A 25,208-nucleotide genomic window follows, 5' to 3' on the forward strand; every position below is an offset into this window, starting at 1 on the left:
TCCTCGCGGGTCCGCGCGGGGTGTGCGCGAAGGTGCGAGGCGGGTGGCGGTCTGTGCCCGGGGGCGGCTCCGCAGAGAACGTTACCCAGCGGAAGCGTGAAGCGCGCTTGAGCTTGGACGTCCTACTTGTTCCCTGGGTGCGGGGCTTCGGGAGGTCGGCTGCCGAAGTGCCCGTCGGTGCACGTGGGCACGGTATCCGGCAGCACCCGCTCCACGTAAGGGGTCCGGCAGGGAACTTCGGCCGGCCCGCTGCGGCGGGCGGGCGGCATGGCTCGGCGACGGGGGGCGGCTGGCATGCGCATGCCACTGTCCTGGCGAGCCCGCATGGGGACTCTATACCGACCCAGGGCACCGGCGGGCAGTATTCCTGACGAAGCATCAGTCACCATCTGCCACATCTGTCACAGCAGTAACATCAGCCACGTGATCAACGGTCAGACGGTTGACCGCCGCAGCCTGGACAGGAGGCGTCCGGTCGGCGCCCTCCACCGGAACGGCCTCCCGCCCGTCCTCTCCCCCGCAGCCCAGCCGCAGACAGCCCCACCCAAAGCAGTCCCGTCCAGAACAGCCCCACCCAGAACGGGCCAACCCAGAACGAGCCAACCCAGGACAGGCCAACCCGGAACAGCCCGGCCCAGAGCCGTCCCGCCCCAGGCAGCCTGCCGGTCCGAGGGAATCGGGCCCGCCAACGCGGCCCTGCTCCGGCGCTACGACGTCGGCGACCCGCTGGAGGTCTCCCCCGTGGCGGAGGGCCTGCTCAACCACGGCTACCGGGTACGGACCACGGTCGGCGCCTACTTCCTCAAGTGCTACGTCGACCGCGCCACCGCCGCCCCGGCCACCATCGCCGCCCAGCACCACGCCACCGCCGCCCTGCACGCCCTCGGACTGCCCACCGCGCCCCCCGTCGCCGCCCGCGACGGCCGTACGGTGGCGACCCACGGCGGGCGGCGCTACGCGCTCTTCCCCTGGGTCGAGGGCAGCCACCGCGCCGGCCACCAGCTCAGCCCCGACCAGTGCGCCGAGCTGGGCACCCTGCTCGGCCGGCTCCACCTGGCCCTGGTCCGGGTCCACCCGCCCGTACTGCAACCGCTGGCACAGCCCACCGCCGACCCGGCGCACACCGAGGAGCTGATCGGCAGGCTGCTGGCCGCCGCCCGGCGGCACCGGCCGCACGACGGGCTGGACGCGCTGGCCGAGCGCCGGTTGCTGGAGCGGCGCCGGCTGCTCGCCGCGTACGGGCACCGGCGGCCGCGCCCGGACGCCGCACCGCCGACCGGCTGGGTGCACGGCGACTTCCACCCGCTGAACCTGCTCTACCGGGGGGCGGACCCGGTGGCCGTGCTGGACTGGGACCGGCTCGGCCTCAAGCCCCGCGCGGAGGAGGCGGTCCGGGGGGCCACCCTCTTCTTCAACCACCCGGTGGCCGGGGCGCTGGACCTGGCCCGGGTGCGGCGGTTCTCCCGGGCGTACCGGGCGGTTGGCGCCGCGACCGCCGAGGAGATGGCCGCAGCGGTGCACCGGGTGTGGTGGGAGCGGCTGAACGACTTCTGGATGCTGGAGTGGCGCTATGAGCGCGGCGACCGGCGGACGGACCCGCTGTTCCCGGCCGCCTCGGCGCAGATCGTGTGGTGGTGCGAGGAGTACGAACAGGTGCTGGACGCCTGCGCCAACTGAGGCCCGGCGCACTGAGGCCCGGCGCACCGAGGCCCGGCGCACCGCGGCCCCCGCTCGGCTCCGGGAGGAGGCCGGGCGGGGGCCGCGGTGTTCGGTCGGCGCGGGCGCCGGGGTGGCGGGTGGCGGGCGCCGGGGTGGCGGGCGTCAGGGCGCGGTGTCGCCGGCGGTGCTGTCGCCGCCGTCGGTGTCCGAACCGCCGCCCGGCGCGGGCGGGCTGGCCGGGCCGCCGGTGTTGCCGGTGCCGGTACCGCCGCCCTCGGTGCCGCCGTCGCCGTTCCCGGCGCTCGTCCCGCCGCCGCTGTCCGTGGCGGGCGGGTCGGACGGCTTGGTGGAGGTCACCGGCGGCGGGGGCGTCGTCGGCGCGGTGGAGGTCACCGGCGGCGGGGGTGTGGTCGGCGCGGTGGTGGTCGGCTGCTCGGTCGGCGTCGACTCGGTGGCGGGCGGCGGGCTCTGCGGCAGGCCGTTCCCCGAGCCGCTCGGCAGCCCCGAGTCGCCGCCGGAGGGCAGCGCCGGGTCGACCGATGGCGTGGTCGGCCCGCCGGTCTCGTCCGGGTCCGGCGCCGTGGGCGAGGTGGTGGTGGTCGGACCGGTGGTCCTGGCGTCGTCCGGATCGCCGTTGAGGGTGAACACGGCGGCGACTGCGGCCACGGCGACGGCCACCACCAGGGCCAGCCAGAGCAGCGGGTTGCGGCGGGCCCGGTGCGGCGGCTCGTCACCGCCGCCGGGGCCGCCCGGCGGGGGCTCGTACGGGCGGTAGCCGCTGTCGAGCGCGGTCGTGGCGGTGCCCATCGGCGGGGTGGAGGTGCTGAACCGCTGGGTCAGGGCGTCGGAACCGGCCGGCGGGGTGCCCTGGCGGCCGGGCCGCAGCCCGATCGGGCCCGCAGCCGACGCCTGCCCCGCCGGGTAGCCGGAGCCGGTCGCCGCGCCGTGCATCTCGCGCAGCGCCTGCTGGGCATGGGCGCGGAACTCGTCGGCGGTCTGGAACCGGTCGTCCGGGTCCTTCGCCAGCGAGCGCAGCACCAGGCCGTCCAGCTGCGGCGGCACCCGGTGGTTGGCCTGCGACGGCGGGACGGGGTTGTCCTGCACGTGCTGGTAGACCACCGACAGCGGGGTCTCACCGGTGAACGGCGGCCGCAGGGTGAGCAGCTCGTAGAGCATGCAGCCGGTGGCGTACAGGTCGGAGCGGTGGTCGACCGGCTTGCCGAGGGCCTGCTCCGGGGAGAGGTACTGCGGGGTGCCCATCACCATGCCGGTCTGCGTCATGGTGCTGGCCGCGCCGGTGAGCGCTCGGGCGATGCCGAAGTCCATCACCTTGACCGCACCGGTCGTGGTGATGATCACATTGGCCGGTTTGATGTCGCGGTGCACGATGCCGTGCCGGTGGCTGTAGGCCAGCGCCTCCAGGACGCCGGCGATGATGATCAGCGCCTGGTCGACCGGCGGGGCCTCCTCGGCCAGCAGCAGCTCGCGGACGGTACGGCCCTCCACCAGCTCCATGACGATGTACGGCATGGACTCGCCACCGGGCAGCTCCTCCTCGCCGGTGTCGTACACCGCCACCACCGCATGGTGGTTCAGGGCCGCGACGGCGTGTGCCTCGCGGGTGAACCGCAGCCGGGCGACGTCGTCCTGGGCCAGCTCGGTACGGAGCAGCTTGACCGCGACCGTACGGCCCAGCCGCAGGTCCTCGGCGGCGAAGACCTCCGCCATGCCGCCCCGGCCGAGCCGCCGGTTGAGGTGGTAGCGGCCCTCGCCGACGGTGCCGAAGTCGCCATCGACGCCCTGGCCCGGGGTGCCGGGGGCGCCGAACGCGGGGCGGCCGAAGCCGCCGCTGCCGTGCCCGGCGACCGGGGTGTGGGGAGTGTCCGACACGCCGGCTGCGGTGCGGCCGCCGTGGAGCTCGGCGTCCTGCGGCCCCGAAGCGGTGTGCGGGGGCTGCTCACGGGGGGACTCGTCGCGCGGCCGGCCACCGCCGGGCGCATCGCCGTCTCCCGTGTGCTGCGTCTGTGCCATCACTCCTCGCCGTCCGTCGTCGACCTGAATGCGATCACGCTCTCGTCTCTTCTCGGCCCGCCGGAGCGGTCCGCTCGGGCGGGCCCACCCGCCCGGAGCGGGGCGGCGGGCAGATTCCCTCCGTGCACGCTACCGTCTTCGCGGATCGTCCGTGACGGCTCGACCTGCCGCCGGGCGCTCGGCCGGTACCGTTGGATGCTCGTCCGTCCGCCAGGCGCGCGGACCGGCCCGCGCGCCCCGGCCCGGGGTCAGGCGCGCTCCTCCAGGGTGCCCTGCACCACCGTGAGGCGCGGTGCCGAGGAGTAGCCGGAGCCGGTCGAGTAGCGGTCGTCCGACGTGCCAGGGTCATCCATGTTGGTGACCACGATCCCCACGATGATGCCGATCAGCACCAGCACGCCGATGATGACGCCGACCACCACCATCGCCGTCCCGCAGCCGTTGCCGCCCGACGCCGGGCGCGGCCCCGGCGGGTACGGACCGGGCGGGGCGAACGCCCCCGGCGGCGGGGTGGGCGGCCCCATCCGGGGCTGCGGCTGCGGGGCCATCCCCATCGGCTGCGGCATGGGCCGGCCCATCGGGCCCGGCATCGGCTGTGCCCGCTGCGGTGACATCTGCGGTGACATCTGCGGTGACATCGGCTGGGGCGGCGGCGTCTGCCGCATCGGGCCCGGCATCGACGTGGGCGCCTGCTGCGGGTAGCCGTACGGCGGCTGCTGCTGCGGCGGCAGGTACTGCGGCGGCGGGGTCTGCGGCTGCGGGGTCTGGGGGTGCGGGGTGCGGGGCGGCGGAGTGTGCGACAGCGGGGCGTGCGGCGGCGGAGTGTGCGGCGGCGCGGCCTGCGGGCCCATTCCGAAGGCGGGCGCCGGGCCCGGCTGGTACGGCTGCCGTACCTGGTCCGGCGTCGGGGTGCGCAGCTCCCCCGTCACCTGCGGGAAGATCGCCGACGACAGCGGGCCGCCCGGCCCCTGCCCGTGCGCCGCGCTGGGACCGCCGCCGATCACCAGCGGGGTCACCCCGCGCTGCTCGCCGTTGGCCGCCCGGATCACCTCGTCGCGCATCGCCTCGGCGGTCGGGAAGCGGTGCCCCGGGTCCTTGCGCAGCGCGCGGGCCACCAGGGCGTCGACCGCCGGGGTGACCGCCCGGTTGACGGAGGACGGCGCGGGCGGCTGCTCCTGGACGTGCTTGTAGGCGATGGAGAAGGCGGTGTCGCCGTCGAACGGCAGCCGCCCGGTCAGCAGCTCGAAGAGCAGGCAGCCCACCGAGTAGAGGTCGGCGCGGGCGTCCACGCTCTTGCCGAGCGCCTGCTCGGGGGAGAGGTACTGCGGGGTGCCGACCACCATGCCGGTCTGGGTCATCGAGGTGACGCCGGACTGGAGGGCGCGGGCGATGCCGAAGTCCATCACCTTGACCTCGCCCTTGGGCGTCACCATCACATTGCCCGGCTTGATGTCGCGGTGCACCAGCCCGTGCTCGTGCGAGACGGTCAGCGCGGAGAGCACATCGGCGGTGATCCGCAGCGCCCGGTCGGCGGGCATCGCGCCGTGCTGCTCGATCTCGGTGCGGAGCACCGCGCTGAGCGAGGTGCCCTCGATGTACTCCATGACGATGTACGGCACGGTGACGCCGTCGGCGTCGGCGTCCTCGCCGCTGTCGTAGACGGCCACGATGTTGGGGTGGCTCAGCCGGGCGACGGCCTGCGCCTCGCGGCGGAACCGCTCACGGAACGAGGACTCCCGGCCGAGGTCGGTGTGGAGGGTCTTCACCGCCACCGGGCGGTCGAGCACGGTGTCGTGCGCGAGGTGGACGGACGCCATGCCGCCCTGGCCCAGCAGTTGCCGCAGGACGTACCTGCCGTGGCCGACTGCCCGCAGGCCGGCGGCCGCGCCGTCGGTGGTGCCGTCCTCGCCCATCGTCCTCAACATCCCCCTCGGCGTGCCGCGCCGCCGTGCCGCGCGCGCGTGGTGTGGTGGACCGGCCCACGGCGCGGTCGCCCCTGGACCCGAACCGGGCCCGGAACCAGGCTATCGGCACGCTCCGACGCGGTACCGGGGCGTGCGATCGTACAGCGCACGCCCCGGTACACGGCGACCGGACCCGGGACGGTTCCCGCACCGCCCTGAATCAGCTGGGGGCCGGAATCAGCCGGGGGTCAGAGGTACGGCCCGGACCGCATCCCGCGCCCGGGGTCGCCCTGCTCGTCGAGCTGGCCGCCCTGGCCGGGCGGCAGCGCGCGGCGCATCTGCTCCAACTGGGCCCTGGCCGCCATCTGCTGGGCGAACAGGGCGGTCTGGATGCCGTGGAACAGCCCCTCCAGCCATCCCACCAGCTGGGCCTGTGCGATCCGCAGCTCGGCCTCGCTGGGGATGGTGTCCTCGGTGAAGGGGAGCGAGAGCCGCTCCAGCTCCTCGACCAGCTCGGGGGCGAGCCCCTGCTCCAGCTCCTTGATCGAGCCGGTGTGGATGTCCTTGAGCCGGACGCGGCTGGCCTCGTCCAGAGGCGCGGCGCGCACCTCCTCCAGCAGCTGCTTGATCATGCTGCCGATCCGCATCACCTTGGCGGGCTGCTCCACCATCTCGGTGACCGGCAGTTCCCTGGGTTCCCCTCCCTCACCGCCACCGGACGGTACGTGACCGAACCCCCCGGCATCGCCGACGGCCATGCCGTCCGGGCCGACGATCAGGACGTGAGGGCCTTCTTCCGGCCGTTCGTTCATCGGCGTGTTCATGGGTGCCATTCTTCCTCACGGGAGTGCGGGCAGGACGCTTGCCCCGGGGGAAAGGGGTCCACGCGAGGGCCGCCGCCCCGATTCAGTGGCGGCGCAGTCGCAGGCCCACCAGGGCCACTCCGAAGCCGATCATGCTCATCCCCATGCCGAGCGGCAGATACGTTCCGGCGGCGACCGCCGAGAAGGGCGGTGTGCCGCTGCCGATCCCGGTGGCGATGCGCTCCCCGGCGTCCTGCGGGGGTACGGGCGGCGGCCGCAGCGGCTGGTGCCGGGGCCAGGGCACCGCCTCGGCGCCGGGCGCGGGCGCGGCGGGCAGCGCCTGGCCGGGCACCCCGGCGACGGGCAGTGGCGCCCCGGGCGGGTCGCCGGCCGGGGCGCGGCACTCCCGGGCGCCGGGCCGCCGCTGCCGCGCGGCGGGGGCGGGGGTGGGCGTTCGGGCAGCCGGTGCCTGGGCTACCGGTGTCCGGGCAGCCGGTGCCTGGGCAGCGGCATGCGCGGGCCGCCGGCCTGCGCCGTCGCAGCCGGTCGCGGCGGCGGCCGGCGGCGCGACCAGCGCCGACGCGGCGAGTCCGGCGCAGACGCCGAGCAGCACCGTGACGGGGACTCGGCCGGCCCGGCCGCCGTGGCGCGGGCGGGGCGGTTGCGGGTGTTCGGAGGGCCGCGAGCCCGCGAGCAGTGGCGGGCGGGCGGCGGCGGGGTGCGGCGGGCACGGTATCGCGGTCACTGGCGGGCGTCCTTCCGACGGCCGCCCCTCGCAAGCGGCGGCACCGGGCAAGGCCGGCGGCGCCCAGGACCTCGGCGCCGCTACCGTCCGACCGGCGGAGTGTGGTCGGACGGCTCCGCTCCAGAGTCGCACAATCCGACATTCCGGGCATATCGATCAGTTCTCGGACCCGCCGCCGCCCTCGGCTCAGCGCGCCAGGACGACCTTGCCGATGTGCCCGCTCTCCTCCACCAGGCGGTGCGCCCGCCCGGCCTCGGCCATCGGCAGCACCCGGTCCACCACCGGCCGTACCCGCCCGGACTCCACCAGCGGCCACACATGCTCCCGGACCGCCGCCACGATCGCCGCCTTCTCCGCGACCGGCCGGCTCCGCAGCGAGGTCGCCGCCACGGCGGCGCGCTTGCGCATCAGCGCGTTCAGGTCCAGCTCGCCCCTGGTGCCGCCCTGCAACCCGATGACCACCAGGCGGCCGTTGACGGCCAGCGCCTCCAGGTTCCGCTGGAGGTACCTGGCGCCGATGATGTCCAGCACCACATCCGCGCCCGCCCCGGCGGTGGCCGCCAGCACCTCGGCCACGAAGTCCTGCTCGCGGTAGTTGATCCCGACGTCGGCGCCCAGCTCGCGGCAGCGCGCCAGCTTCTCCGCGCTGCCCGCGGTGACCAGGACGCGGGCCCCCACCGCCTTGGCGAGCTGCACCGCCATGGTGCCGATCCCGCTGCCGCCGCCGTGCACCAGCAGCGTCTCGCCCGGCCGCAGGTGCGCCACCATGAACACGTTGGACCACACCGTGCACACCACCTCGGGCAGCGCGGCGGCCTGCGGCGCACTCAGCCCGGCCGGCCGCGGCAGCAGCTGCCCGGCGGGCACGGCCACCCGCTCCGCGTACCCGCCGCCCGCCAGCAGCGCGCACACCTCGTCGCCGACCGCCCAGCCGCCCACCCCGGGCCCCAGGGCCGCGATCCGCCCGGCGCACTCCAGACCCGGGTACGGGGAGGCGCCGGGCGGCGGGTCGTAGTGGCCCTGCCGCTGGAGCAGATCGGCCCGGTTGACGGCGGAGGCGGCCACCTCCACCAGCACCTCGCCGTCGCCGGGCACCGGGTCGGGCACCTCGGACCAGACCAGGGCCTCGGGGCCGCCGGGTTCGGGAATCGTGATCGCATGCATGGTCCGAAGCTACTCCCGGCCCTCCCGCCGACCGGTGACCGTACGCCCCGGACACACCGCCGCCGACCGGCCGCACGGGCTCCCGGTGGACCGCTGCGCACGGCGGGGACCGCGTCCGGGACCATGGGGGCGTGCATAGTCAACGGGTGGCCGTCACCCCAACGGCCCGACAACAGTCCGAGGACCCGCGAGCGCACCGCTCCACGGCCGGAGGTGCCCGACGATGAGCGTGCGCAAGTCCGTCCGCCCCGAGGGGCGCCTCGGGCTGATGCTCCACTCGCTGCAACGCCGCACCCCGGACGAGGCGTCGCAGGACGCGGAGTCCGGCCGAAGCATCCAGATGCCCACCGCGGCCGTGTCACTGCCGGCCCGCCAGGTGCTGAAACGCCTGGCGATGGCGCTGCTGGTGCTGGTGCTGACCACCGCGATCGTCTGGGTGGACCGGGACGGCTACCACGACAGCGCCGACACCACCGTGGACCTGCTCGACGCGGCCTACTACTCCACCGTCACCCTCTCCACCACCGGCTACGGCGACATCACCCCGGTGAGCGACTCGGCGCGGCTGGTCAACATCCTGGTGATCACGCCGCTCCGCGTGCTCTTCCTGATCATCCTGGTCGGCACCACCCTCGAAGTGCTGACCGAGCGCACCCGGCAGCAGCTGCGCATCCACCGTTGGAGGTCCCGCATGCGTGATCACACCGTCGTCGTCGGCTACGGGACCAAGGGCCGGCACGCCGTCCGTACGCTGCTGGGGCAGGGCGCCGCCAAGTCCGAGATCGTGGTGGTCGACCCGCAGGAGAAGGTGGTGCACGCCGCCAACAACGACGGCCTGGTGGGCATCCTCGGTGACGCCTCCCGCTCGCAGACGCTACAGCGCGCCGAGATCGAGCGGGCCGCCCAGGTGATCGTGGCGACCCAGCGCGACGACACCGCCGTCCTGGTCACCCTCACCGCCCGGCAGCTGAACCGGCGGGCCAAGATCGTGGTCGCCATCCGGGAGGACGAGAACGTGCCGCTGCTGCGGCAGAGCGGCGCCGACGTGGTGGTGACCAGCTCCAGTTCGGCCGGCCGGCTGCTCGGCATGTCGATGGTGAGCCCGCACGTCGGGGCGGTGCTGGAGGACCTGCTGACGTACGGCACCGGACTGGACGTCGCGGAGCGCCCGGTGACCCGGGCCGAGACCGGGCACTCGCCGCGTGAGTGCGCGGACCTGGTGGTGGCGGTGGTCCGGGGCAGCAGGCTGCTGCACTTCGCGGACCCGGAGGTGGCCACCCTCCAGCTCACCGACCGGCTGATCACCATCAAGCAGGAGGCCGGCGGGGGCAACGGCGCCTGACCGGCGACACCGCTGGTCAGGACAGCTCGGGTGGTCAGGGCAGCTCAGGTGGTCAGGGCAGCTCGGGTGGCCAGGGCAGCTCAGGTGGTCAGGGCAGCTCGGGTGGTCAGGGCAGCTCCAGCACCTCCGCGTACGACCCGGCCGGCAGGCCGCCGGGCGGCACCACCGCCAGCGCCCGAGCCAGGGCCAGCCCGCGCAGCATCGCCGGTCCGTCGAAGGCCAGCGGCTCCGCGCCGCGCTCCGCGAGGCGGACCGGCAGCAGCCGGGTGTCGCGCGGATGGCCCCGGAGGTCGGCGGCGGCCGGCACCCGGCGGGGCGGGGCGGCCGGGTGGCCCGCGAGGGCGCGCAGCAGCGGCACCGCCAGGGTGGCGGCGCCCGCCGTCGCGGCCAGCGGATTGCCGGGCAGGCCGACCAGGGTGCGGGGGCCGGTGCCGGGGGCTGGCGGCAGTTCGGCCAGCAGCATGGGGTGGCCGGGCCGCACCGCGACCGAGTCCACCAGCAGCCGGGCATCGGCCTCGGCCAGGGCGCGATGCAGGTAGTCCACCGGGCCGGCGGCGGTGCCGCCGGTGGTGACGACCACATCGGCCGGGGAGAGCCGGACGGCGTCGCGCAGCAGCCCGAGGTCGTCCCCGACCAGGCGGCGGCCGATCAGCCGGGCGCCGCAGCCGGTCAGCCACGGCGCCAGCAGCGGGCCCAGCGCATCGCGGACCCGGCCGCCGGACGGCAGCCCCGACTCCAGCAGCTCGTCCCCGAGCAGCAGCAGTTCCACGGTGGGGCGGCGGTGCACGGCGAGCCGGTCGTATCCGGCGGCGGCGGCCAGGCCGAGCACCGCCGGGGTGACGGCGGTGCCGGCCGGCAGCAGCGGTTCGCCGCGCCGGCACTCCTGGCCGCGCGGCCGTACGTCGCGGCCCGGCTCGGCCGCGCCGGGCGCGCGGTCGTGCAGCACGGCGTCCCCGTCGGGTTCGCGCCGGTCCACCACGCCGTGCTCCCGGCGCAGCACGGCGGTGGCGCCCGGCGGCAGCTGGGCGCCGGTGGCGATCCGGACGGCGGTGCCGTCGGCGAGCGGTCCGGGCGGGCTCTGGCCGGCCAGCAGTCGGCCGTGCAGCCGCCAGGGGCCGGGGCCGGCGACGGCCCAGCCGTCCATCGCGGAGGTGTCGAAGGACGGCAGGTCGGTGAGGGCGGTCAGCGGCTGCGCCAGGGCGTGGCCGAGGGCCGCCGTCAGCTCCAGGTCGACGGCGGGCAGCGGCGCGCCGGCGGCCTGCCGGGCGGCGGCCCTGGCCTGGCTCCAGGGCAGGTCGGGGGCGGGTGCCCGCCGGGCGCGGTCGGCCGGGGGCGCGTCCAGGTCGAAGGGGAGGTCGGGGCCGCCCGCTGCCACCGGGCCCATCAGCCGGAGTCGCCGTCGCCGTGCTCGGCGGCCCAGCGCTCGGCCAGCTCCGCCGCGCTGCGGCTGGCGGCGGCGACCGCGTCCGGGCCGCCGCCCGCGCGGGCGGCGGCGTAGCCGACCAGGAAGGCGGTCAGCGGGGCGGCGGGGCGGGCGACGCCGTGCGCGACGGTCTTGGTCATGCCGAGCAGTTCGGCGGTGTCGACGTCGAGATCGATCCCGAGTTCAGACTTGGCTTGTTTGATCCACTCTTCCAGCACGCCGCCCATGTTCCCGGATCGGGGTGCCGGGGGCGTGCAGCGGGTGCGGCCGTGTCGGCTGCGGCCGGCTCAGCGGGCCTGCCTGCGGGCCTCGGCCAGCTGCTCCCAGGTGTCGCAGTCGTACGCGGCGCCGTCCCGGTCCGCGACCCGGACGGTACGCAGCCCGCCCACCAGCCGCCGCAGCGGCAGCCCGGCCGGGCTGCCGTCGTGCTCGGCGGTGAGCGCGGCCAGCGCGGTGCGCAGCGCCGGGGTGCGGTAGGCGGCGGTCAGCGGCTGGTCGCGGCCGTCCGCGTCGACCAGTACCGCCGCGTCCGCGCCGCCGCCGTGAGCCACGCCGTCGAGGGCCACGCCGTCGGGAGCCACACCGTCGAGGGCCGCGACCAGCCGGGCCACGGTCGGCTCGGCCAGGAACGGCAGGTCGGCGGCGAGCAGCAGCACCACGGGCGCGGCGGTGTGCGGGAGTCCGGCGGCGACGGCGGCCACCGGTCCGCCGCCCGGCGGGTCCTCGGCCGCCCAGCGCACCGGGTGCCCGGTCGGCCGGGGCGGGCCGACCACCACCGTGCGGCCGGCCCGGGTGCAGGCGGCCAGGACCCGGTCGAGCAGGGTGGCGCCGCCCACCAGCAGGCCGGGTTTGTCGGCGCCGCCGAGCCGCCGGGCGGCGCCGCCCGCCAGGACGAGTGCGTCGTATCCGGCCCGGTCACCGCTGTGCTGCGCCATGGCCCGAGTATGGGTCGGGTGCGGTACCGATCACAATAGTTGTCCTTGCACCTATTGCGTGCGCTGTCTATCGTCGAAGGGCGTCACCGATCCGCACCCGCCGCGACGACTCCAGCGAGGAACCCCGATGAGCGCTCTCTTCGAGCCACTCACCCTGCGCAGCCTGACCATCCCCAACCGGGTGTGGATGGCTCCCATGTGCCAGTACTCCGCCGCTCCCGAGGGCCCCGACACCGGCGCCCCCGGCGACTGGCACTTCCAGCACCTGGCCGCCCGCGCCACCGGCGGCGCCGGACTGATCCTGGTCGAGGCCACCGCCGTCCTCCCCGAGGGCCGGATCAGCACCCACGACCTGGGCCTGTGGAACGACCGCCAGCAGCAGGCGTTCACCCGGATCACCGCGTTCCTGGAGCAGCACGGCACCGTCCCCGGCATCCAGCTCGCCCACGCCGGACGCAAGGCGGGCGACGGCTCGCTGAGCGAGCCCGGTCCGCTGCCGCTGGACCGGGGCGGCTGGCAGGCGGTCGCCCCCAGCGCGCTGGCCTTCGGCGACCGGCCGGTCCCGCACGAGCTGGACGCCGAGGAGATCCCGCGCATCGTCCAGGCGTTCGCGGACGCCGCCCGCCGGGCGCTGGCCGCCGGCTTCAAGGTGGTCGAGCTGCACGGTGCGCACGGCTACCTGATCAACGAGTTCCTCTCTCCGTACGCCAACCAGCGCACCGACTCCTACGGCGGCAGCACCCAGAACCGGATGCGCCTCGCCCTGGAGGTCGTGGAGGCCGTCCGCGCCGTCTGGCCGGACGAGCTCCCGCTGCTCTTCCGCACCTCCGCCACCGACTGGCTGTCCGGTGACACCGACGACCAGCGGGAGGGCTGGACCGGCGAGGACACCGTGCTGCTCGCCAAGGAGCTCCAGGCCCGGGGCGTCGACCTGCTCGACGTCTCCACCGGCGGCAACGCGCCCGACGCCCGCATCCCGGTCGCGCCCGGCTACCAGGTGCCGTTCGCGGAGACCGTCCGCGCCCGGACCGGCCTGCCCACCGCGGCGGTCGGCCTGATCACCGAGCCCGAGCAGGCCGAGGAGATCGTCGCCTCCGGCCGCGCCGACGCCGTGCTGCTCGGCCGCGAGCTGCTCCGCAACCCGACCTGGCCGCAGCAGGCCGCGCTCCGACTCGGCTCCGCCGTGCCCCGGCCCGAGCAGTACGCCCGCGCCTTCTGACCGGTCGGCCCCGGCCACCTCGTCCGTACGCACCGTCGTCACCTCGTCCGTACGCACCGTCGTCACCGTCGCCACCCGTCCCGGTCGCGGCCGGCTCAGGCCGACACCCGCAGGTGCTGACCGGGCTGGATCATGTCCGGGTTGTCGCCCAGCGTGTCGCGGTTGAGGTCGTAGAGGGTGTGCCAGCCGCCGTGCACATGCGCCTGCTGGGCGATGGAGGAGAGCGAGTCGCCCGAGTGCACCGTCCAGTAGGCGCTGCCCGGCCCGGGGACCTTCACCGGCATGACCGACAGCACCGACACCGGCTGGAGGAAGCCCGGCGCGGCCAGCGTGTGCGCCGCCTGGTGCACGGGCCGGGCCGCCGCTGTCGCCACGTGCAGCGGCGCCCGAGCCCCGGCGCGCGAGGCGCGGGCGCCGCAGACCGGCCACGGGGTGAGGCCGCGCGCCTCGACGATCCGCTCACCGATCGCGATCTGCTGCTCCTGGGTCGCCAGGTCGGCGCGCGGCGCGTAGCGGCGGCCGCCGTAGTCCTCCCAGGTGCCCTGGGTCATCTGGAGACCGCCGTAGTAGCCGTTGCCGGTGTTGATGTCCCAGCGGCCGCCGCTCTCGCAGTGCGAGATCCGGTGCCAGTCGGCAGCAGCGGCGTCACCGGACACCGGCGCGGTGGTGCGCGCCCCCACTGCGGCGGCGGTCTGGCTGACCAGTCCCATGGCGGTGAGCACCGCCAACAGGATCGCCAGCGCGGCGACGGCGGCACGCATCGGAGAGAACGACGGCATCGGACGACTCCTTCGGTTCTGCGCTGCGGACGACACCAGGGTTCGACGTCTGTCCTTTTCCAGGGAGCACGCCTACGAGCCGAAAGTCCGACATTAGACGCCGGGTCAGCGGCTGAACGGGGCAGCAGATTCCCCCTCAGGGGTGACCGATAGTCAGTCCATAGCCGTGAAAAGCACCTCACCGACGCCGTCGGGCGCCGTGGAGTCCCCGCTCAGCGAGAAGGCGAGCAGCCGCCGGCCCTCCCGTTCCACCGCCTCCCGGTCGGCGGCCGGCAGCGGTGCGAACAGCTCCACCGAGAGCGCCGGCGGCACCTCCCGGCCGCCGCAGACGATCCGCCAAGTCCCTTGTACGAAGCCGTCGCTGAGCACCGTGCCGCGCACCAGGCCGTTCCTGGTGCAGACCCGCGCCCAGTGGGGGTCGGGCAGCACCCGGGTACGGTCCGCGTGCGAGAGCAGCAGATTGTCGAACTCCGCCACCAACCGCACCGGCACCGGCGTGTCCGGGTCGGGGCGCGGCGCGTCCGGCAGGTCGTACAGCTCCGCGCCGCCCTCGTCCCGGAAGACGCGCAGCCGCGACCGCAGCCGCTCCAGCACCTCGCGCAGCCGGGTCAGCCCCGACCACTTCTGCGCATCCCGGACGGTCGCCGGGCCGAACGCCGCCAGGTAGCGCAGCACCATCGCTTCCACCCCGGCGCCCGGCGCCCCGGGCCGCCCGAGCCAGCCCTCGGCGGTGGTGTGCGCGGCGGGCCCGCTCGCGCCCCACAGGCCGCGCGGCGGCACCTGGACCAGCGGCAGCAGCGCCCGCGCCGACTGCGCCAGCGCGGCCGCGTCCCGCCCCGGCCAGCGCTCGGCCAGCAGCCGGCCCAGCGCGTCGAAGGTGAGCGGCCGCTCCTCGACCAACCCCCGGGCCACAGCGGCCAGTTCCGCCGACTCCACTCCGGCCAGCCTGCTGCGGTACATCGCCGCCGCCCAGCGCTCCAGCTGCGGCTGCATCACCGGCCGCAGCGCCAGGCAGTCCGCCGCCGAGACCAGGTGGATGGTGCTGCGCAGCAACGCGATCCGCACCACCGCCCGCTCCGCCACCAGCCGCGACAGCTGCTCGGCCCGGAAGTCCGCCACCCGGCTCCACAGCCCCACGTACGGCGGCCGGGGGTCCTGCGCCTGCAAGCCGACCAGCCGCTCCACCACCGCCAGTGCGGGCAGCGGTCGGCGCTCCGTCAGCAACTGGCGTTCCAGCAGCGCCCGGTTCAGCGCCCGGCGGCCCAGGACGGTGCCCGTTCTCGTGTCGACCATGCGCGCGACGCTAACCGACCATGCGGACAACTACTGTCCGCGATCCTTTCAGGACGGCGGGGCGAGCAGCCGGACGGCGAGCGCGGTGATCAGCACGCCGGCGGCCACGCCGGTGACCAGCTGCCCGCGACCGCCGGTCAGCACCCGGCCGAGCAGCGCGCCGCCCCCGGCGAGCAGCAGCTGCCAGCTGGCGGACGCGGTGAAGGCGGCGAGCACGAAGAGGGCCTGCTCCAGGCGGTCCGGCGCCGCCTCGGTACGGCTGCCGAGCACCAGGGCCGCGAAGTAGACCACGGTGGCGGGGTTCAGCAGTGTGATTCCCAGAAACGCGGCATAGGCCCGGACCGGACCACCCGGGTCCCGCCCGGACCGGGCCGTCTGCTGCCGGGCGCGGTACCGCCGGATCGCGGTGGCACCGCCACGGACCGCCAGCCCGACCAGCACCAGGGCCGAGACCCAGCGCAGCGGCCCCATGACCGGCTCGATCAACCGGGCGAGCGTGGCACCGCCGACCGTGGCGGCCAGCGCGTACAGGCCGTCGGCGGTGGCGACGCCCAGGGCGGCGGACGCGCCGACCGCCAGGGACGTCCGCGCGGTGAGGGCCACCAGCGAGGCCGCGACCGCTCCCACCGGCACGGCGATGCCGTAGCCGGCGAGCAGCCCCGCGACCAGGGCGGCGGTCACGGCCGGGCGGGAATCGGCCTCCACGGTCGGCCGGGCTGCTGCCGGACCCGCACCGGACGGGCGGCGGCGGTCGGCGGCAGGGCGGCGGGGGTCGTGGTCATGGGCAGAGTCTGCGGGCGGTGCGAACCCCCGGGCAACCCGTTTCCCGCCGCCCCCGGCCGGTCACCGCCCTCCGCTGCTCCCCGCACCCGCCGAGCACCGCCGCCGGCTCGGCCGGATACCCCGCCCCCGGGCCCAGCCTGACCGGTCCGCTGCCCGCACCCGCCGGCTCCCCCGCCGCCGGGGTCAGCCCGGCGCGGGCACGTCGCATCGCCGCCCGGTCACCGACGGCGACGGCCGCCCGCGCGGCCGGGCACCACAGGGCCTCGTACAGCAGGTCGCCGGGCGGCTCCGGGAGCGCGCGCACCGCACCCGCCGCCGCGCCGTCCCGGCCCTGGGCCGGCAGCACCAGCGGGCGCGCCCAGGGCTCGTACGGTCCCCAGTCGGGGCGCCCGTCGCCCGGGGCGGGCCGCCCCCGCCGCACCCGCAGGCAGAGCAGGGCCGGCGGCAGCAGCCCGCGCTCCAGGCCGGGCACGCCGGCGCCGTCCAGCCGAGCGGCGGCGCTCCGGTAGGCCGCCGCCTCGGCCGCCGACGCCGTGCCCGTCGCGGCGAGCCGCAGCGCCCGGTACCACTCGGTGAACACGCCGACCAGCGGCAGTTCATTCCGCTCGGCCAGCCGGTCGGCCGCCGCCGCGTGCCGGTCGGCCGCCGGGAGGTCCGCGAGCGCGCTGCGGGCCTGGAGGCGTACCAGGTGGCCCAGCACCTCATAGGTGACCAGGCCGTGCCGGGCGGACAGCGCGACCAGCTCGGCGCCGATCATGTCCCGGGCCACTTCATGGCCGAGGAGGCCCCCGCCGAGGGCGGCGCCGCCCTCCGGGCCCTGCTCACCCGCTGAGTCCGGCCGCTCCGGGGCCGTACATGGGGGACCGGTGCCCGGCGGTCAGGAACGGGCTCGCCACTCGGGGGCGAGGATCGCCCAGACCTGCTTGTCGTGGCGGGCGCCGCCGTAGGCCCAGGCTTCGCGCCGCACGCCTTCGAGGGTCATGCCGAGCCGCTCGGCCACTGCGGAGCTGCGTACGTTGTCGGCGCGGCAGTGCCACTCGGCGCGGTGCACCCCCCGGGTGGTGAACGCCCAGTCGAGCAGGGTGCGGCAGGCGTCGGTGACCAGGCCGTGGCCCTCGGCGGCCGGCTCCAGCCAGCAGCCGATCTCGCATGACCCCGAGGCGGCGTCGAAGTCCACGAACATCACGCCGCCGACCAGCGTGCCGGCGAGCCAGATGCCGTAGACACGGGCACCGTCGGCGGCCTGGCGCTCCGCGTACCGGCGCAGGGTGGCCCGCGCCCCGGCGAGGTCGTCGGTGACGAACGCCGGTCCGACCCACGGCTGGATGTGCTCGCGGGCCCGGTCCAGGTGGGCGCCGAACTCCTCGGCATGCCAGATCTCCAGCGGACGGAGGAGGGCGTCGTCCCGCAGCGGAAGAGAGAACATGGTGACCCCGCATTCACACAACAAGCGTTATTTTTATGTACCGTAGCAGCATGCCACGTACCAAGGGGGATCACGAGGCCCGTCGCCGCGACGTCTCCGAGGCGGTCTGGCGGGTGCTGGCCGGGCACGGCTTCGGCGGGCTGACCATGCGCGCCGTCGCCGCCGAACTCGACGCGACCACCGGCCTGCTCACCCACTACTTCCCCACCAAGCGCGACCTGGTCGTCCACGCGCTGGACCTGCTCGACCGGCGCAGCGCCTCCCGGCCCCGGCGCACCGCCGGGGCCGGACTGCCCGCCCTGCGGGCCGCCCTGCTGGACATGCTGCCGCTGACCGGCGAGGCCACCGACAGCAACCGGATCTGGGTCTCCTCCTGGGATGTCGCGCTCGCAGATCCCGAACTGAACGGCGACCACGCCCGCAAGTACGCGCAGAGCCGCGACAGGCTGCGCGACCTGGTCGCCGCAGCCCAGCAGACCGGCGAACTCCCCGCCGGCGACCCGGCCCGCATCGCGGCCGGCGTCCAGTCCTTCGTACTCGGCCTGGTGGTCCAGGCCCTGCTGGACCCTGCGGCATTCCCACCCCACCGCCAGACCGAACTCCTCGACGACCAGTTGGCCGCGCTGACCCGCACACCCCCGCCCTGACGACCGGCGCTGCGGTCGGCATCCCCGGTTTCACACTCCGCGACCTGCTGCTTTCCCCCTCTGCCGCACGCCGCTCCACCCGGCGGCGGTCTGAATCCGTGCCCCCTTCCTCCGCTTTCCTCCGCGCTTCCGGAGCCGTTCGGCCGGCGCTGCCGCACGGGTGACCGGACGCCCGTCCGTCCGGTGGCACGGCGGGCCGGAGAGCGAAGAAGTGCGATGCCCTCCCACCGGGTCTGCCGCTTGGGCACACTACGGGGAGCGAGGAGCACCGACCTACTACGAGAAGAGGCATGTACATGCCGCGAATTCCCGTCCACACCGTCGACAACGCACCCGCAGCCGGCCGGGAGACGCTGCGCCGCTTGGAGAAGCGGTTCGGAAGAGTGCTCAACATCCATGGGGGAATGGCCCATTCACCCGTGGTCCTGGAGACCTACGCAGCGATCAACGGGGCCATCGCCGAGCACGGCACCTTCGACGCCCGCACCCGAGAGGCGATCGCCCTGGCCGTCGGCGCGGTCGACGAGTGCGCGTACTGCCAGTCGGCGCACACCGTGTCGGCGAAGGCGGCGGGCTTCACCGAGGAGCAGACCGTCGCCATCCGCCGCGGCGACACCGGCGACGACGCCAAGCTGGCCGCCCTGCTCCAGGTCGCGCGGGAGATCGCCGGCGAGCTCGGTCACGCCTCCGACGCGGCCTGGGACAAGGCCGTGGCCGAGGGCTGGACGGACACCGAGTTGACCGAGGTGTTCGCGCACGTGGCCGCGAACCTCTACACCAACTACTTCAACCACTACGCCCGTACCGACCTCGACGTCCCGGCCGCCCCCGCCCTGGACGCCTGACCATCCCCGGCCGCGCAGCCCGGACCTGCACCGGGCTGCGCGCCCGACCGCCGGCGTCTCGGCCCCCGGCGCCGATGCGGGCGTCCTCCCGGCCGCGTGCGCGAACGCCGCTGCCCCCATCGCGGTACCCGCCATCCCGGCACCCGCCACCCCGATACCCGTCACCCCGATACCCGTCACCCCGATAATCCGATGACCCGACGGTCCGCGACCGGGAGCAATTCGCCGCCCCGTCAGTATTCTGTGCCCGGCGGGAAACGGCCGGGTCGGCGCCCATCGTTCAAAGGCGGAGGCTGCATGAGTCGAACGGGAGCGCGCCCCAGAGTGCTCGTCGTGGGAGCCGGCCTGGCCGGCACCGCCACGGCGATTCGACTGCTCCACTTCGCGCGCAGTCCGCTGGAGATCGTCCTGCTCGAACGGCGCCCCGACTACCGGTCCGCCGGTGTCGCCTACCACCGGGACGGCAACCCCTGGGAGCACGTGTTCAACATCCAGGCGGGCCGGATGTCCGTCTTCCGGGAGGACGTCCTCGACTTCGTCCGCTGGGCCAATCTGGAGGCCGACCGCCGGGACTGGCCGACGCCCTGGGCCGAGTCGAAGTTCGTCGAGCACGGCCCGGCACCCCGGCGGATCTTCCAGGACTACCTCCATGACCGGCTGGCCGAGGCCAGAAGGGAGTCCTACCCCGGCGTCGTCCTCGTGGAAGCCGACGGCGAGGCGGTCGACATGGACGTACGCGCCCAAGGTGCCGAGGTCACGGTGGGCCGACTCTCCGCGAGCGGTCTGGACGGCCTGCGCGCCGGGCCGGTCCCGGGGACGACGGTGCTGAGCGCGGACCATGTCGTCCTCGCCACCGGCCTGGAGCTCAGGGACCCGCCCTTCGCCACCGAGGTCGCCGAACACGGCTCCTTCGTACGCAACCCGTACTCCGCGGCCGGAGTCCGCAAGCTGGCGGCGCTGCCGCCCGACGCCACCGTGGCGATCGTCGGATCGGTGCTCAGCGCGTACGACTCGGCGGGCCTACTGCTGCGCAACGGGCACACCGGGCCGATCCACCTCGTCTCCAGGTCGGGGACGATCTTCCGCACCTACCCCGGCGGCCACCAGCACGGAGTGCTGCGGCTGCCGCGCCCCGCCGCCCTGCTGCAGCCGTACCGGAACCGCGAGGAGTTCCTGGCCCGGGTCAGGGCCGAGTGGCAGACGGCGTGCTCGATGGTCGAGGAGGAGCACGCCGACGTCGATCCCGTGATCGTCGCCGAGCGCGTGTCCAAGGCGTGGGAGCCCTACCTCCCCGAGGCCATCGAGCACATCCCCACCGCCGAGCTGCGCCGTCTGCTGGACGACTTCGGCACCGCGATAGCGGCGTTACGCGTCGGCGCGATGGAGTACACCATGGCGGTCATCGAGCGGGCCATGCGGCCACCGGACGGGCCGCTGAAGCTGGTGGTCGGAAAGGTGGCGGCGATCACCCCGGCGGAGTCGGGGCGGCTGGTCGTCGCGGTCGCGGCGCGGGGGGAGGAGCACGCCATCGAAGCCGACCTGGTGGTGTCCAACTTCGGCAGGGAGTCGGACTACGCCAGGGTCGGCCAACCGCTCTGGCGCAACCTCCTCCGGAGGGGGATCGCGGTGCCCCACGAGCGCACCGGGCGCGGCCTGGAGGTCGACGAGACCGGCACCCTGCTGGGCGCCGACGGGCGACCGGTCGGCCCGGTCTTCGCGGTCGGCGTGCTGCGGGAGGGCGACGAGATCGTACGCAACGGCCGGACCGGCGCGTTCACCTTCAATCTCGCCGCCATCAAGAACCACTCCATCGCCGTCGCCGCGCACGCGGTCGAGCAACTGCGACTGCGGCAGGACGGTCTGCCGCACAACGCGGCAGAACACCCGCATTACCGGACTTGTGTAGGCAACCCAAAGGAAGCGGCCCCGGCGGCGCTGGAGGAGGCTGTAGTCCTGGAGGTGCGGAGGTTGGCCACACGGGCACGGAGAGAGCGAGAGGCGCTCGACTCCCGCGTGGACGCATGCATCCGCTCGCTGGACGACCGTCCGGCACCTCCGGCAGAAGCTTCCCGGTACGACCGCCTGCTCCGGACGGTGGTCAACCGGGTCGCCGTACAACGCCTCACCGACGTCAGCATGACGCCACGGCAGCTGCGTCGGCACCTGGGGATAGCCAACGCCGATGAACCGGAGGACTAGTTGAACGGGCGACGGATTCTGGGATCTCTCCTGGCCGGTGGCACCGAGAGCGTGTTACGAGGCAGCTGCAACCGCACCAGAAGTCCACGCGAGGGCACCATCCTCGTCGCCCCTGCGCTCGAAGCGAGCCTGTACGACGCGATCGTGGCGGCCCGTGCGGTCGTCTGTGGCTCCGGCGGGCTGACCGGCCACATGCAGTCCCTGTGCCGCAGCAGGGGCATACCCGTGCTCCGGGTCGACGAGGCGGACCTGGCCGACGTGGCCGGCGAGGTGACGCTGTACCTGGAGAGCGCGTCGATCGTCGTCGGGTCGGACCGGCGCGCGGTGGCGCGGACCGCGAGCCCCTCGCTGGACGACCTCGGCTCGGCGTGCGCGGTCATCGCGGATCTCCAGGACATCGACACCATCAACTCGGCCGGGCCGAACGCCGATCGGGTCGAGTCCTTCTTCATCCGCGAGGAGTTCCTCTGCCTCGCGCTGGGCCTGAGCCCGCTCGACGCCATGGACGGCGGCCCCGCCGAGATCGCCGCCTACGGCCAGGCCATCGCGGACCGGCTGTGCGACTTCGTCGGGGCGCTCCTGCCCGGCCAGCGGCTGGTGCTGCGCATGCTCGACCTGCGCTCCGACCACGCGGCCGGCGTCACCGAGGTCGCCCCGGTCGCGGTCGAGCCCAACCCCGAGATGGGCTTGCACGGCGCACGCTGGCTGCTCGGCTCGGCCGCCTACCGCGACGCGCTGCACGCCGTACTGGCGTCCCTGCGCAAGCGGCTCGGTGACGAGGCCGACCGCATCGGGCTCTCGGTTCCGTTCGTCAACGACGAGGTGGAGTTCGCCCAGCTCAGGGCACACCTCCAACTGCCGGACGAGACGCCCCTGTCCGCGTTCATCGAGACGCCCTCCGCAGTGCACGCCACCTCGGCGATGTGCGCCACGGGCGTCAGCGAACTGTTCGTCGGCATCAAGGACCTGGTGCAGTTCTACCTCGCGGCCGACCGGGGCAACCACCTGGTGGCCGACTCCTACCGCACCCGCCACCCGGCCGTCCTGGACGGCGTGCGCAGGGTGGTGGAGTCGGCACGCTCGGCGGGCATCCCGGTGCGGGTCTTCTCGCTGGCGTCCGACCTCGCCCACTACCTGGACCACCTGCCGACCCCCGACGGCTACATGATGTGCACCGCCGAACTCCAGCAGCTGATCCTCCAGTCCCACTCCCAGCCCCAGCCCCAGCTCTGACCAGGCCGGCCGTCCCGACAACCGCCCGCGCCGGTCCTGGCGGACCCGGTGCCATGGGCTGTACCGGTCCGCTCCCTCGGCCGCGCGTCACCTGGAGATGCGGGCTTCGATGCCGTCGAGCAGGAAGTCGAGGCCGATCCGGAAGGTGCGGTCGGCGTCCAGGTGGGCGGCGTCGCGCACCACCGTGGCCAGTGCGGGGAACCGGCCGGTGGCGAAGGTCCGCTCCAGATAGGGCCCGAGTGAGACCTGCCAACGCTTCTCGTCCATCCCGGTGGCCCGCTCGGCACGCCGCTCGGCGATCTCCCGACGCACCGCGCCGATCACGTACGCGTTGACTGCCGCGACCACCGGCATGACGGCGTCCACGTCGACGCCGCCCAGTGCGGCCACCACGGTCTCGCCACTGGCCAGCGCGTGCGGCCCGAGCTGGGGTCGGCCACCAAGCAGATCAGCGAGCCATTCGTGCTCGTGAGCGGCGTGCCGAGTGGCTTCGGCAAGGGACCGGAGCACCTCCCGCCAGCCGTCTCCGCCCGGCCGGATCTCGGCGTGGACCGCGTCGACCATCAGGTCGAGCAGCTCCTCCTTGCCGGCGATGTAGCCGTACAGCCGCATCGGCCCGACGCCCAGCGCGGTGGCGACCTTGCGCAGCGACACCGCGTCCAGGCCGTCCGCGTCGGCCAACTGGATCGCCGCTCGCACGATCCGCTCGCGGTTCAGCGGGACCGGCACGGGTCGATTCGGTGGCTCCGGCCTCTCCCACACCAACATGCCGCCAACAGTACATCGCATTGGGCGATACAGTGTATCGATCAGTACGGTGTATCGAAGGGAAGGTGCCCATGACCATCGCCATCATCGGAGCCGGCCTCGGCGGCCTGGCTCTCGCCCGTGTGCTGCACATGAACGGCATCGGCGCCGTGGTGTACGAACGCGAACCGTCACGCGGCGCGCGCGGTCAGGGCGGCATGCTCGACCTGGATTCCGGGACGGGGCAGCGGGCGCTGCGCGAGGCCGGCCTGCTCGACCGGTTCCACGCGATTGCCCGTCGCGAGGGCCAGGACCTGCGGCTTCTCGAACCAGACGGCACCCTGCTGCTCCAGGAGGACACGCCCGACGACGCCCCACTCGAACGGCCCGAGGTCGACCGTGCCGATCTGCGCAACCTGCTGCTGGACTCCCTCCCCGAAGACGCGGTGCACTGGGGGCGTGCGTTCGAGTACGCCGACCACGGCCTGCTGCACTTCACCGACGGCAGCAGCGCGACATATGACCTGCTGGTCGGCGCCGACGGCGCGGGCTCCCGGGTCCGTGCGCTTCTCACCGACGCCCGACCGGCGCACACCGGCCAGAACGTCGTCGAACTCGGCATCCCCGACATCGACCACACCCACCCCGGCCTCGCGAGGATGGTCGGACGAGGCAACTACTGGGTGCTCGGCAACGGACAGTCCCTGTCGGCGCAGCGCAACGGCGACGGCCGCGTACGCATCTACCTGAGCTTTTACACCGCCGAGGACTGGTTCGCCACCAGTGGTATCCCGTTCGACGACCCGGCCGCCGCCCGGGTGCGGCTGATCGACCTGTTCACCGGCTGGGATGCACGGTTCACCGCACTGATCGCCGCCTGCGACGACACGATCCGGCCATGGTCGATCACCACTCTCCCGGTCGGCCTGACCTGGCCGTCGACACCAGGCGTCACGCTGCTCGGCGATGCCGCGCACCTGATGCCGCCGGTGGGCCAGGGCGCCAACATGGCGCTGCTCGACGGCGCACTGCTCGGCCTCGCGCTGGCCGCACACCCGGCCGACTTCCCCGCCGCCGTCAAAGACTACGAACGCGAGATGTTCGCACGCACCAGCGCCGCCGGCCGCCAGTCCGCGCACATCCAGGAAATCCTGACCTCACCGGACGCCGGCCGGAAAATGCTCGCATTCTTCCAACCCGGCTGAATGCACCCGAACACACCCAAGACAACCAGCCGCCCAGCCAACGCGATCACGACCCCCGCGCGGTCTCCACCCACCAGTCGTCGGCGGTGCCCTACGGCTCCCTCCCCAGCCCCGCCCTGTCACCCGAACGAGTGGCGGCATGACCTGCGAGCCTCAAAACCGTGCCGCATCCGCCCTGATCAGACTTCAGCTCTGCGACTCCGACACGGCTCTGAGACCCTACAGCCGTGTAGGATCTCACTTTCGGTGTCATGAGCCGACGCTATGACCTGGACGTTCCCCTCCAGTCTCACGACGTGTCGGCAGGCGGCTGTCTCAGATCGGTGCCATTTCCTCAGACTGCCCAGCCGGCTGCGCCGGACCTCATGAACCTGCATCGGCGGCCGTCCGTTCCATCCACTCCCGCACCCTCACTGCTCGGTCGATGCGGCTGACGATGTCCTTCTTGGACGCCGTGTCCAAGGTCTCCGGGATCTTGTCGAAAGTGTCGGGGAGGACGTCGAGCAAGCCCCAGATCTGTTCGCCGGTGCTGACGGTCAGCAGTTGCTGGCACCTCCACTGCAGCGGTGTCTCGGGACGGTGCGTGAGCCGCTGCACGAGTGTCGGGAACAGGTAGTGCGTCGCCTCTGCCGCGAGGTGCTCTCGGAGCCAGTCGACCGGGAGCCGCTGGCTGAAGCCGTGCATGGCGGCCTCCTCGGCCAGGTCCAGCAGCCGAGCTGTGTCGACGGCCCGGACAGTGCGGGGAAGGGTCGGGGTCATGTTGAGATGATGCCAAGAAGCCCCACGGCACCGAGCTTGGGTCAAGGGGGCCGGGATGCGATCTGGT

20 protein-coding genes and 2 pseudogenes are annotated in these 25,208 nt (G+C 74.4%); 8 read left to right on the top strand and 14 right to left on the bottom strand.

All coding sequences use genetic code 11. From position 1 onward, the window contains the following. Window positions 1-675 precede the first annotated feature (675 nt). On the top strand, window positions 676-1,677 hold the full coding sequence (locus ACIQGZ_RS00960) for a phosphotransferase (protein ID WP_402599937.1): 1,002 nt from the start codon (window positions 676-678) through the stop codon (window positions 1,675-1,677). Window positions 1,678-1,821: 144 nt separating this feature from the next. Here ACIQGZ_RS00960 and ACIQGZ_RS00965 read toward each other — a convergent pair whose 3' ends face one another. From ACIQGZ_RS00965 to ACIQGZ_RS00985, 5 genes are all read right to left on the bottom strand, one after another. Beyond that, window positions 1,822-3,690 (bottom strand): protein kinase, encoded by a 1,869-nt coding sequence (locus tag ACIQGZ_RS00965; protein ID WP_402598478.1) that lies wholly within the window; start codon window positions 3,688-3,690, stop codon window positions 1,822-1,824. A 248-nt stretch (window positions 3,691-3,938) separates the two neighbouring features. Continuing rightward, window positions 3,939-5,603, bottom strand: a complete 1,665-nt coding sequence (locus ACIQGZ_RS00970) for a protein kinase (RefSeq protein ID WP_402599938.1) — start codon at window positions 5,601-5,603, stop codon at window positions 3,939-3,941. Between the two features lie 239 nt (window positions 5,604-5,842). Continuing rightward, window positions 5,843-6,418, bottom strand: a complete 576-nt coding sequence (locus ACIQGZ_RS00975) for a bacterial proteasome activator family protein (RefSeq protein ID WP_402598480.1) — start codon at window positions 6,416-6,418, stop codon at window positions 5,843-5,845. Between the two features lie 82 nt (window positions 6,419-6,500). Further along, window positions 6,501-7,142 (bottom strand): hypothetical protein, encoded by a 642-nt coding sequence (locus tag ACIQGZ_RS00980; protein WP_402598481.1) that lies wholly within the window; start codon window positions 7,140-7,142, stop codon window positions 6,501-6,503. Window positions 7,143-7,328: 186 nt separating this feature from the next. Next, window positions 7,329-8,306 (bottom strand): NAD(P)H-quinone oxidoreductase, encoded by a 978-nt coding sequence (locus ACIQGZ_RS00985; RefSeq protein ID WP_402598482.1) that lies wholly within the window; start codon window positions 8,304-8,306, stop codon window positions 7,329-7,331. Window positions 8,307-8,529: 223 nt separating this feature from the next. On the opposite strand from ACIQGZ_RS00985, the gene ACIQGZ_RS00990 reads away from it, so the two are divergent. Then, on the top strand, window positions 8,530-9,648 hold the full coding sequence (locus tag ACIQGZ_RS00990; RefSeq protein WP_402598483.1) for a potassium channel family protein: 1,119 nt from the start codon (window positions 8,530-8,532) through the stop codon (window positions 9,646-9,648). Window positions 9,649-9,754: 106 nt separating this feature from the next. On the opposite strand, the gene ACIQGZ_RS00995 is transcribed toward ACIQGZ_RS00990, so the two are convergent. Then, window positions 9,755-11,032, bottom strand: coding sequence for a molybdopterin molybdotransferase MoeA (locus ACIQGZ_RS00995; RefSeq protein WP_402598484.1), 1,278 nt, complete (start codon window positions 11,030-11,032; stop codon window positions 9,755-9,757). Beyond that, window positions 11,032-12,006, bottom strand: a pseudogene (locus tag ACIQGZ_RS01000) (NTP transferase domain-containing protein). The gene ACIQGZ_RS00995 and the pseudogene ACIQGZ_RS01000 overlap by 1 nt, the downstream one beginning before the upstream one ends. Window positions 12,007-12,133: 127 nt before the next feature. Here ACIQGZ_RS01000 and ACIQGZ_RS01005 point away from each other — a divergent pair. Next, complete coding sequence (locus ACIQGZ_RS01005) at window positions 12,134-13,225, top strand: NADH:flavin oxidoreductase/NADH oxidase (RefSeq protein ID WP_402598486.1); 1,092 nt, start codon at window positions 12,134-12,136, stop codon at window positions 13,223-13,225. Between the two features lie 95 nt (window positions 13,226-13,320). Here ACIQGZ_RS01005 and ACIQGZ_RS01010 read toward each other — a convergent pair whose 3' ends face one another. The 5 genes and pseudogenes from ACIQGZ_RS01010 to ACIQGZ_RS01030 form a co-directional block, all read right to left on the bottom strand. Continuing rightward, complete coding sequence (locus ACIQGZ_RS01010) at window positions 13,321-14,004, bottom strand: transglycosylase family protein (protein ID WP_402598487.1); 684 nt, start codon at window positions 14,002-14,004, stop codon at window positions 13,321-13,323. A gap of 153 nt (window positions 14,005-14,157) precedes the next feature. Beyond that, on the bottom strand, window positions 14,158-15,297 hold the full coding sequence (locus ACIQGZ_RS01015) for a winged helix DNA-binding domain-containing protein (RefSeq protein WP_402598488.1): 1,140 nt from the start codon (window positions 15,295-15,297) through the stop codon (window positions 14,158-14,160). A gap of 48 nt (window positions 15,298-15,345) precedes the next feature. Continuing rightward, a complete protein-coding gene (locus tag ACIQGZ_RS01020) occupies window positions 15,346-16,002 on the bottom strand; it encodes a LysE family transporter (RefSeq protein WP_402598489.1) in 657 nt (218 codons plus the stop codon). Between the two features lie 166 nt (window positions 16,003-16,168). Next, window positions 16,169-16,843 (bottom strand): annotated as a pseudogene (locus tag ACIQGZ_RS01025) (SARP family transcriptional regulator); the annotation flags it as partial. A 114-nt stretch (window positions 16,844-16,957) separates the two neighbouring features. Beyond that, the gene (locus ACIQGZ_RS01030; RefSeq protein ID WP_402598491.1) at window positions 16,958-17,506 is read right to left on the bottom strand and encodes a GNAT family N-acetyltransferase; all 549 of its coding nucleotides are present in this window, start codon (window positions 17,504-17,506) and stop codon (window positions 16,958-16,960) included. A gap of 50 nt (window positions 17,507-17,556) precedes the next feature. Between ACIQGZ_RS01030 and ACIQGZ_RS01035 the strand changes: the two genes are divergently transcribed. The 4 genes from ACIQGZ_RS01035 (at window position 17,557) to ACIQGZ_RS01050 (ending at window position 22,430) form a co-directional block, all read left to right on the top strand. Continuing rightward, on the top strand, window positions 17,557-18,153 hold the full coding sequence (locus ACIQGZ_RS01035; protein WP_402598493.1) for a TetR/AcrR family transcriptional regulator: 597 nt from the start codon (window positions 17,557-17,559) through the stop codon (window positions 18,151-18,153). A 296-nt stretch (window positions 18,154-18,449) separates the two neighbouring features. Then, window positions 18,450-18,998 carry a carboxymuconolactone decarboxylase family protein gene (locus ACIQGZ_RS01040; protein WP_402598495.1) on the top strand — a complete coding sequence of 183 codons (549 nt, stop codon included), beginning with the start codon at window positions 18,450-18,452 and terminating at the stop codon, window positions 18,996-18,998. 297 nt (window positions 18,999-19,295) lie between these two features. Further along, window positions 19,296-21,197 carry an FAD/NAD(P)-binding protein gene (locus ACIQGZ_RS01045; RefSeq protein WP_402598497.1) on the top strand — a complete coding sequence of 634 codons (1,902 nt, stop codon included), beginning with the start codon at window positions 19,296-19,298 and terminating at the stop codon, window positions 21,195-21,197. 51 nt (window positions 21,198-21,248) lie between these two features. After that, window positions 21,249-22,430, top strand: coding sequence for a putative PEP-binding protein (locus ACIQGZ_RS01050; RefSeq protein ID WP_402598499.1), 1,182 nt, complete (start codon window positions 21,249-21,251; stop codon window positions 22,428-22,430). An 87-nt stretch (window positions 22,431-22,517) separates the two neighbouring features. On the opposite strand, the gene ACIQGZ_RS01055 is transcribed toward ACIQGZ_RS01050, so the two are convergent. Continuing rightward, window positions 22,518-23,198, bottom strand: coding sequence for a TetR/AcrR family transcriptional regulator (locus ACIQGZ_RS01055; RefSeq protein ID WP_402598500.1), 681 nt, complete (start codon window positions 23,196-23,198; stop codon window positions 22,518-22,520). Between the two features lie 71 nt (window positions 23,199-23,269). Here ACIQGZ_RS01055 and ACIQGZ_RS01060 point away from each other — a divergent pair, with 71 nt between their 5' ends. Further along, complete coding sequence (locus ACIQGZ_RS01060) at window positions 23,270-24,382, top strand: FAD-dependent oxidoreductase (RefSeq protein ID WP_402598501.1); 1,113 nt, start codon at window positions 23,270-23,272, stop codon at window positions 24,380-24,382. A 363-nt stretch (window positions 24,383-24,745) separates the two neighbouring features. Here ACIQGZ_RS01060 and ACIQGZ_RS01065 read toward each other — a convergent pair whose 3' ends face one another. After that, window positions 24,746-25,141: a hypothetical protein gene (locus tag ACIQGZ_RS01065; RefSeq protein WP_402598502.1), complete on the bottom strand. Its 396-nt coding sequence runs from the start codon at window positions 25,139-25,141 to the stop codon at window positions 24,746-24,748. Between the last annotated feature and the right edge of the window lie 67 nt (window positions 25,142-25,208).

The organism is Streptomyces sp. NPDC092296 (assembly GCF_044755465.1).
Classification (GTDB): Bacteria; Actinomycetota; Actinomycetes; order Streptomycetales; family Streptomycetaceae; genus Peterkaempfera.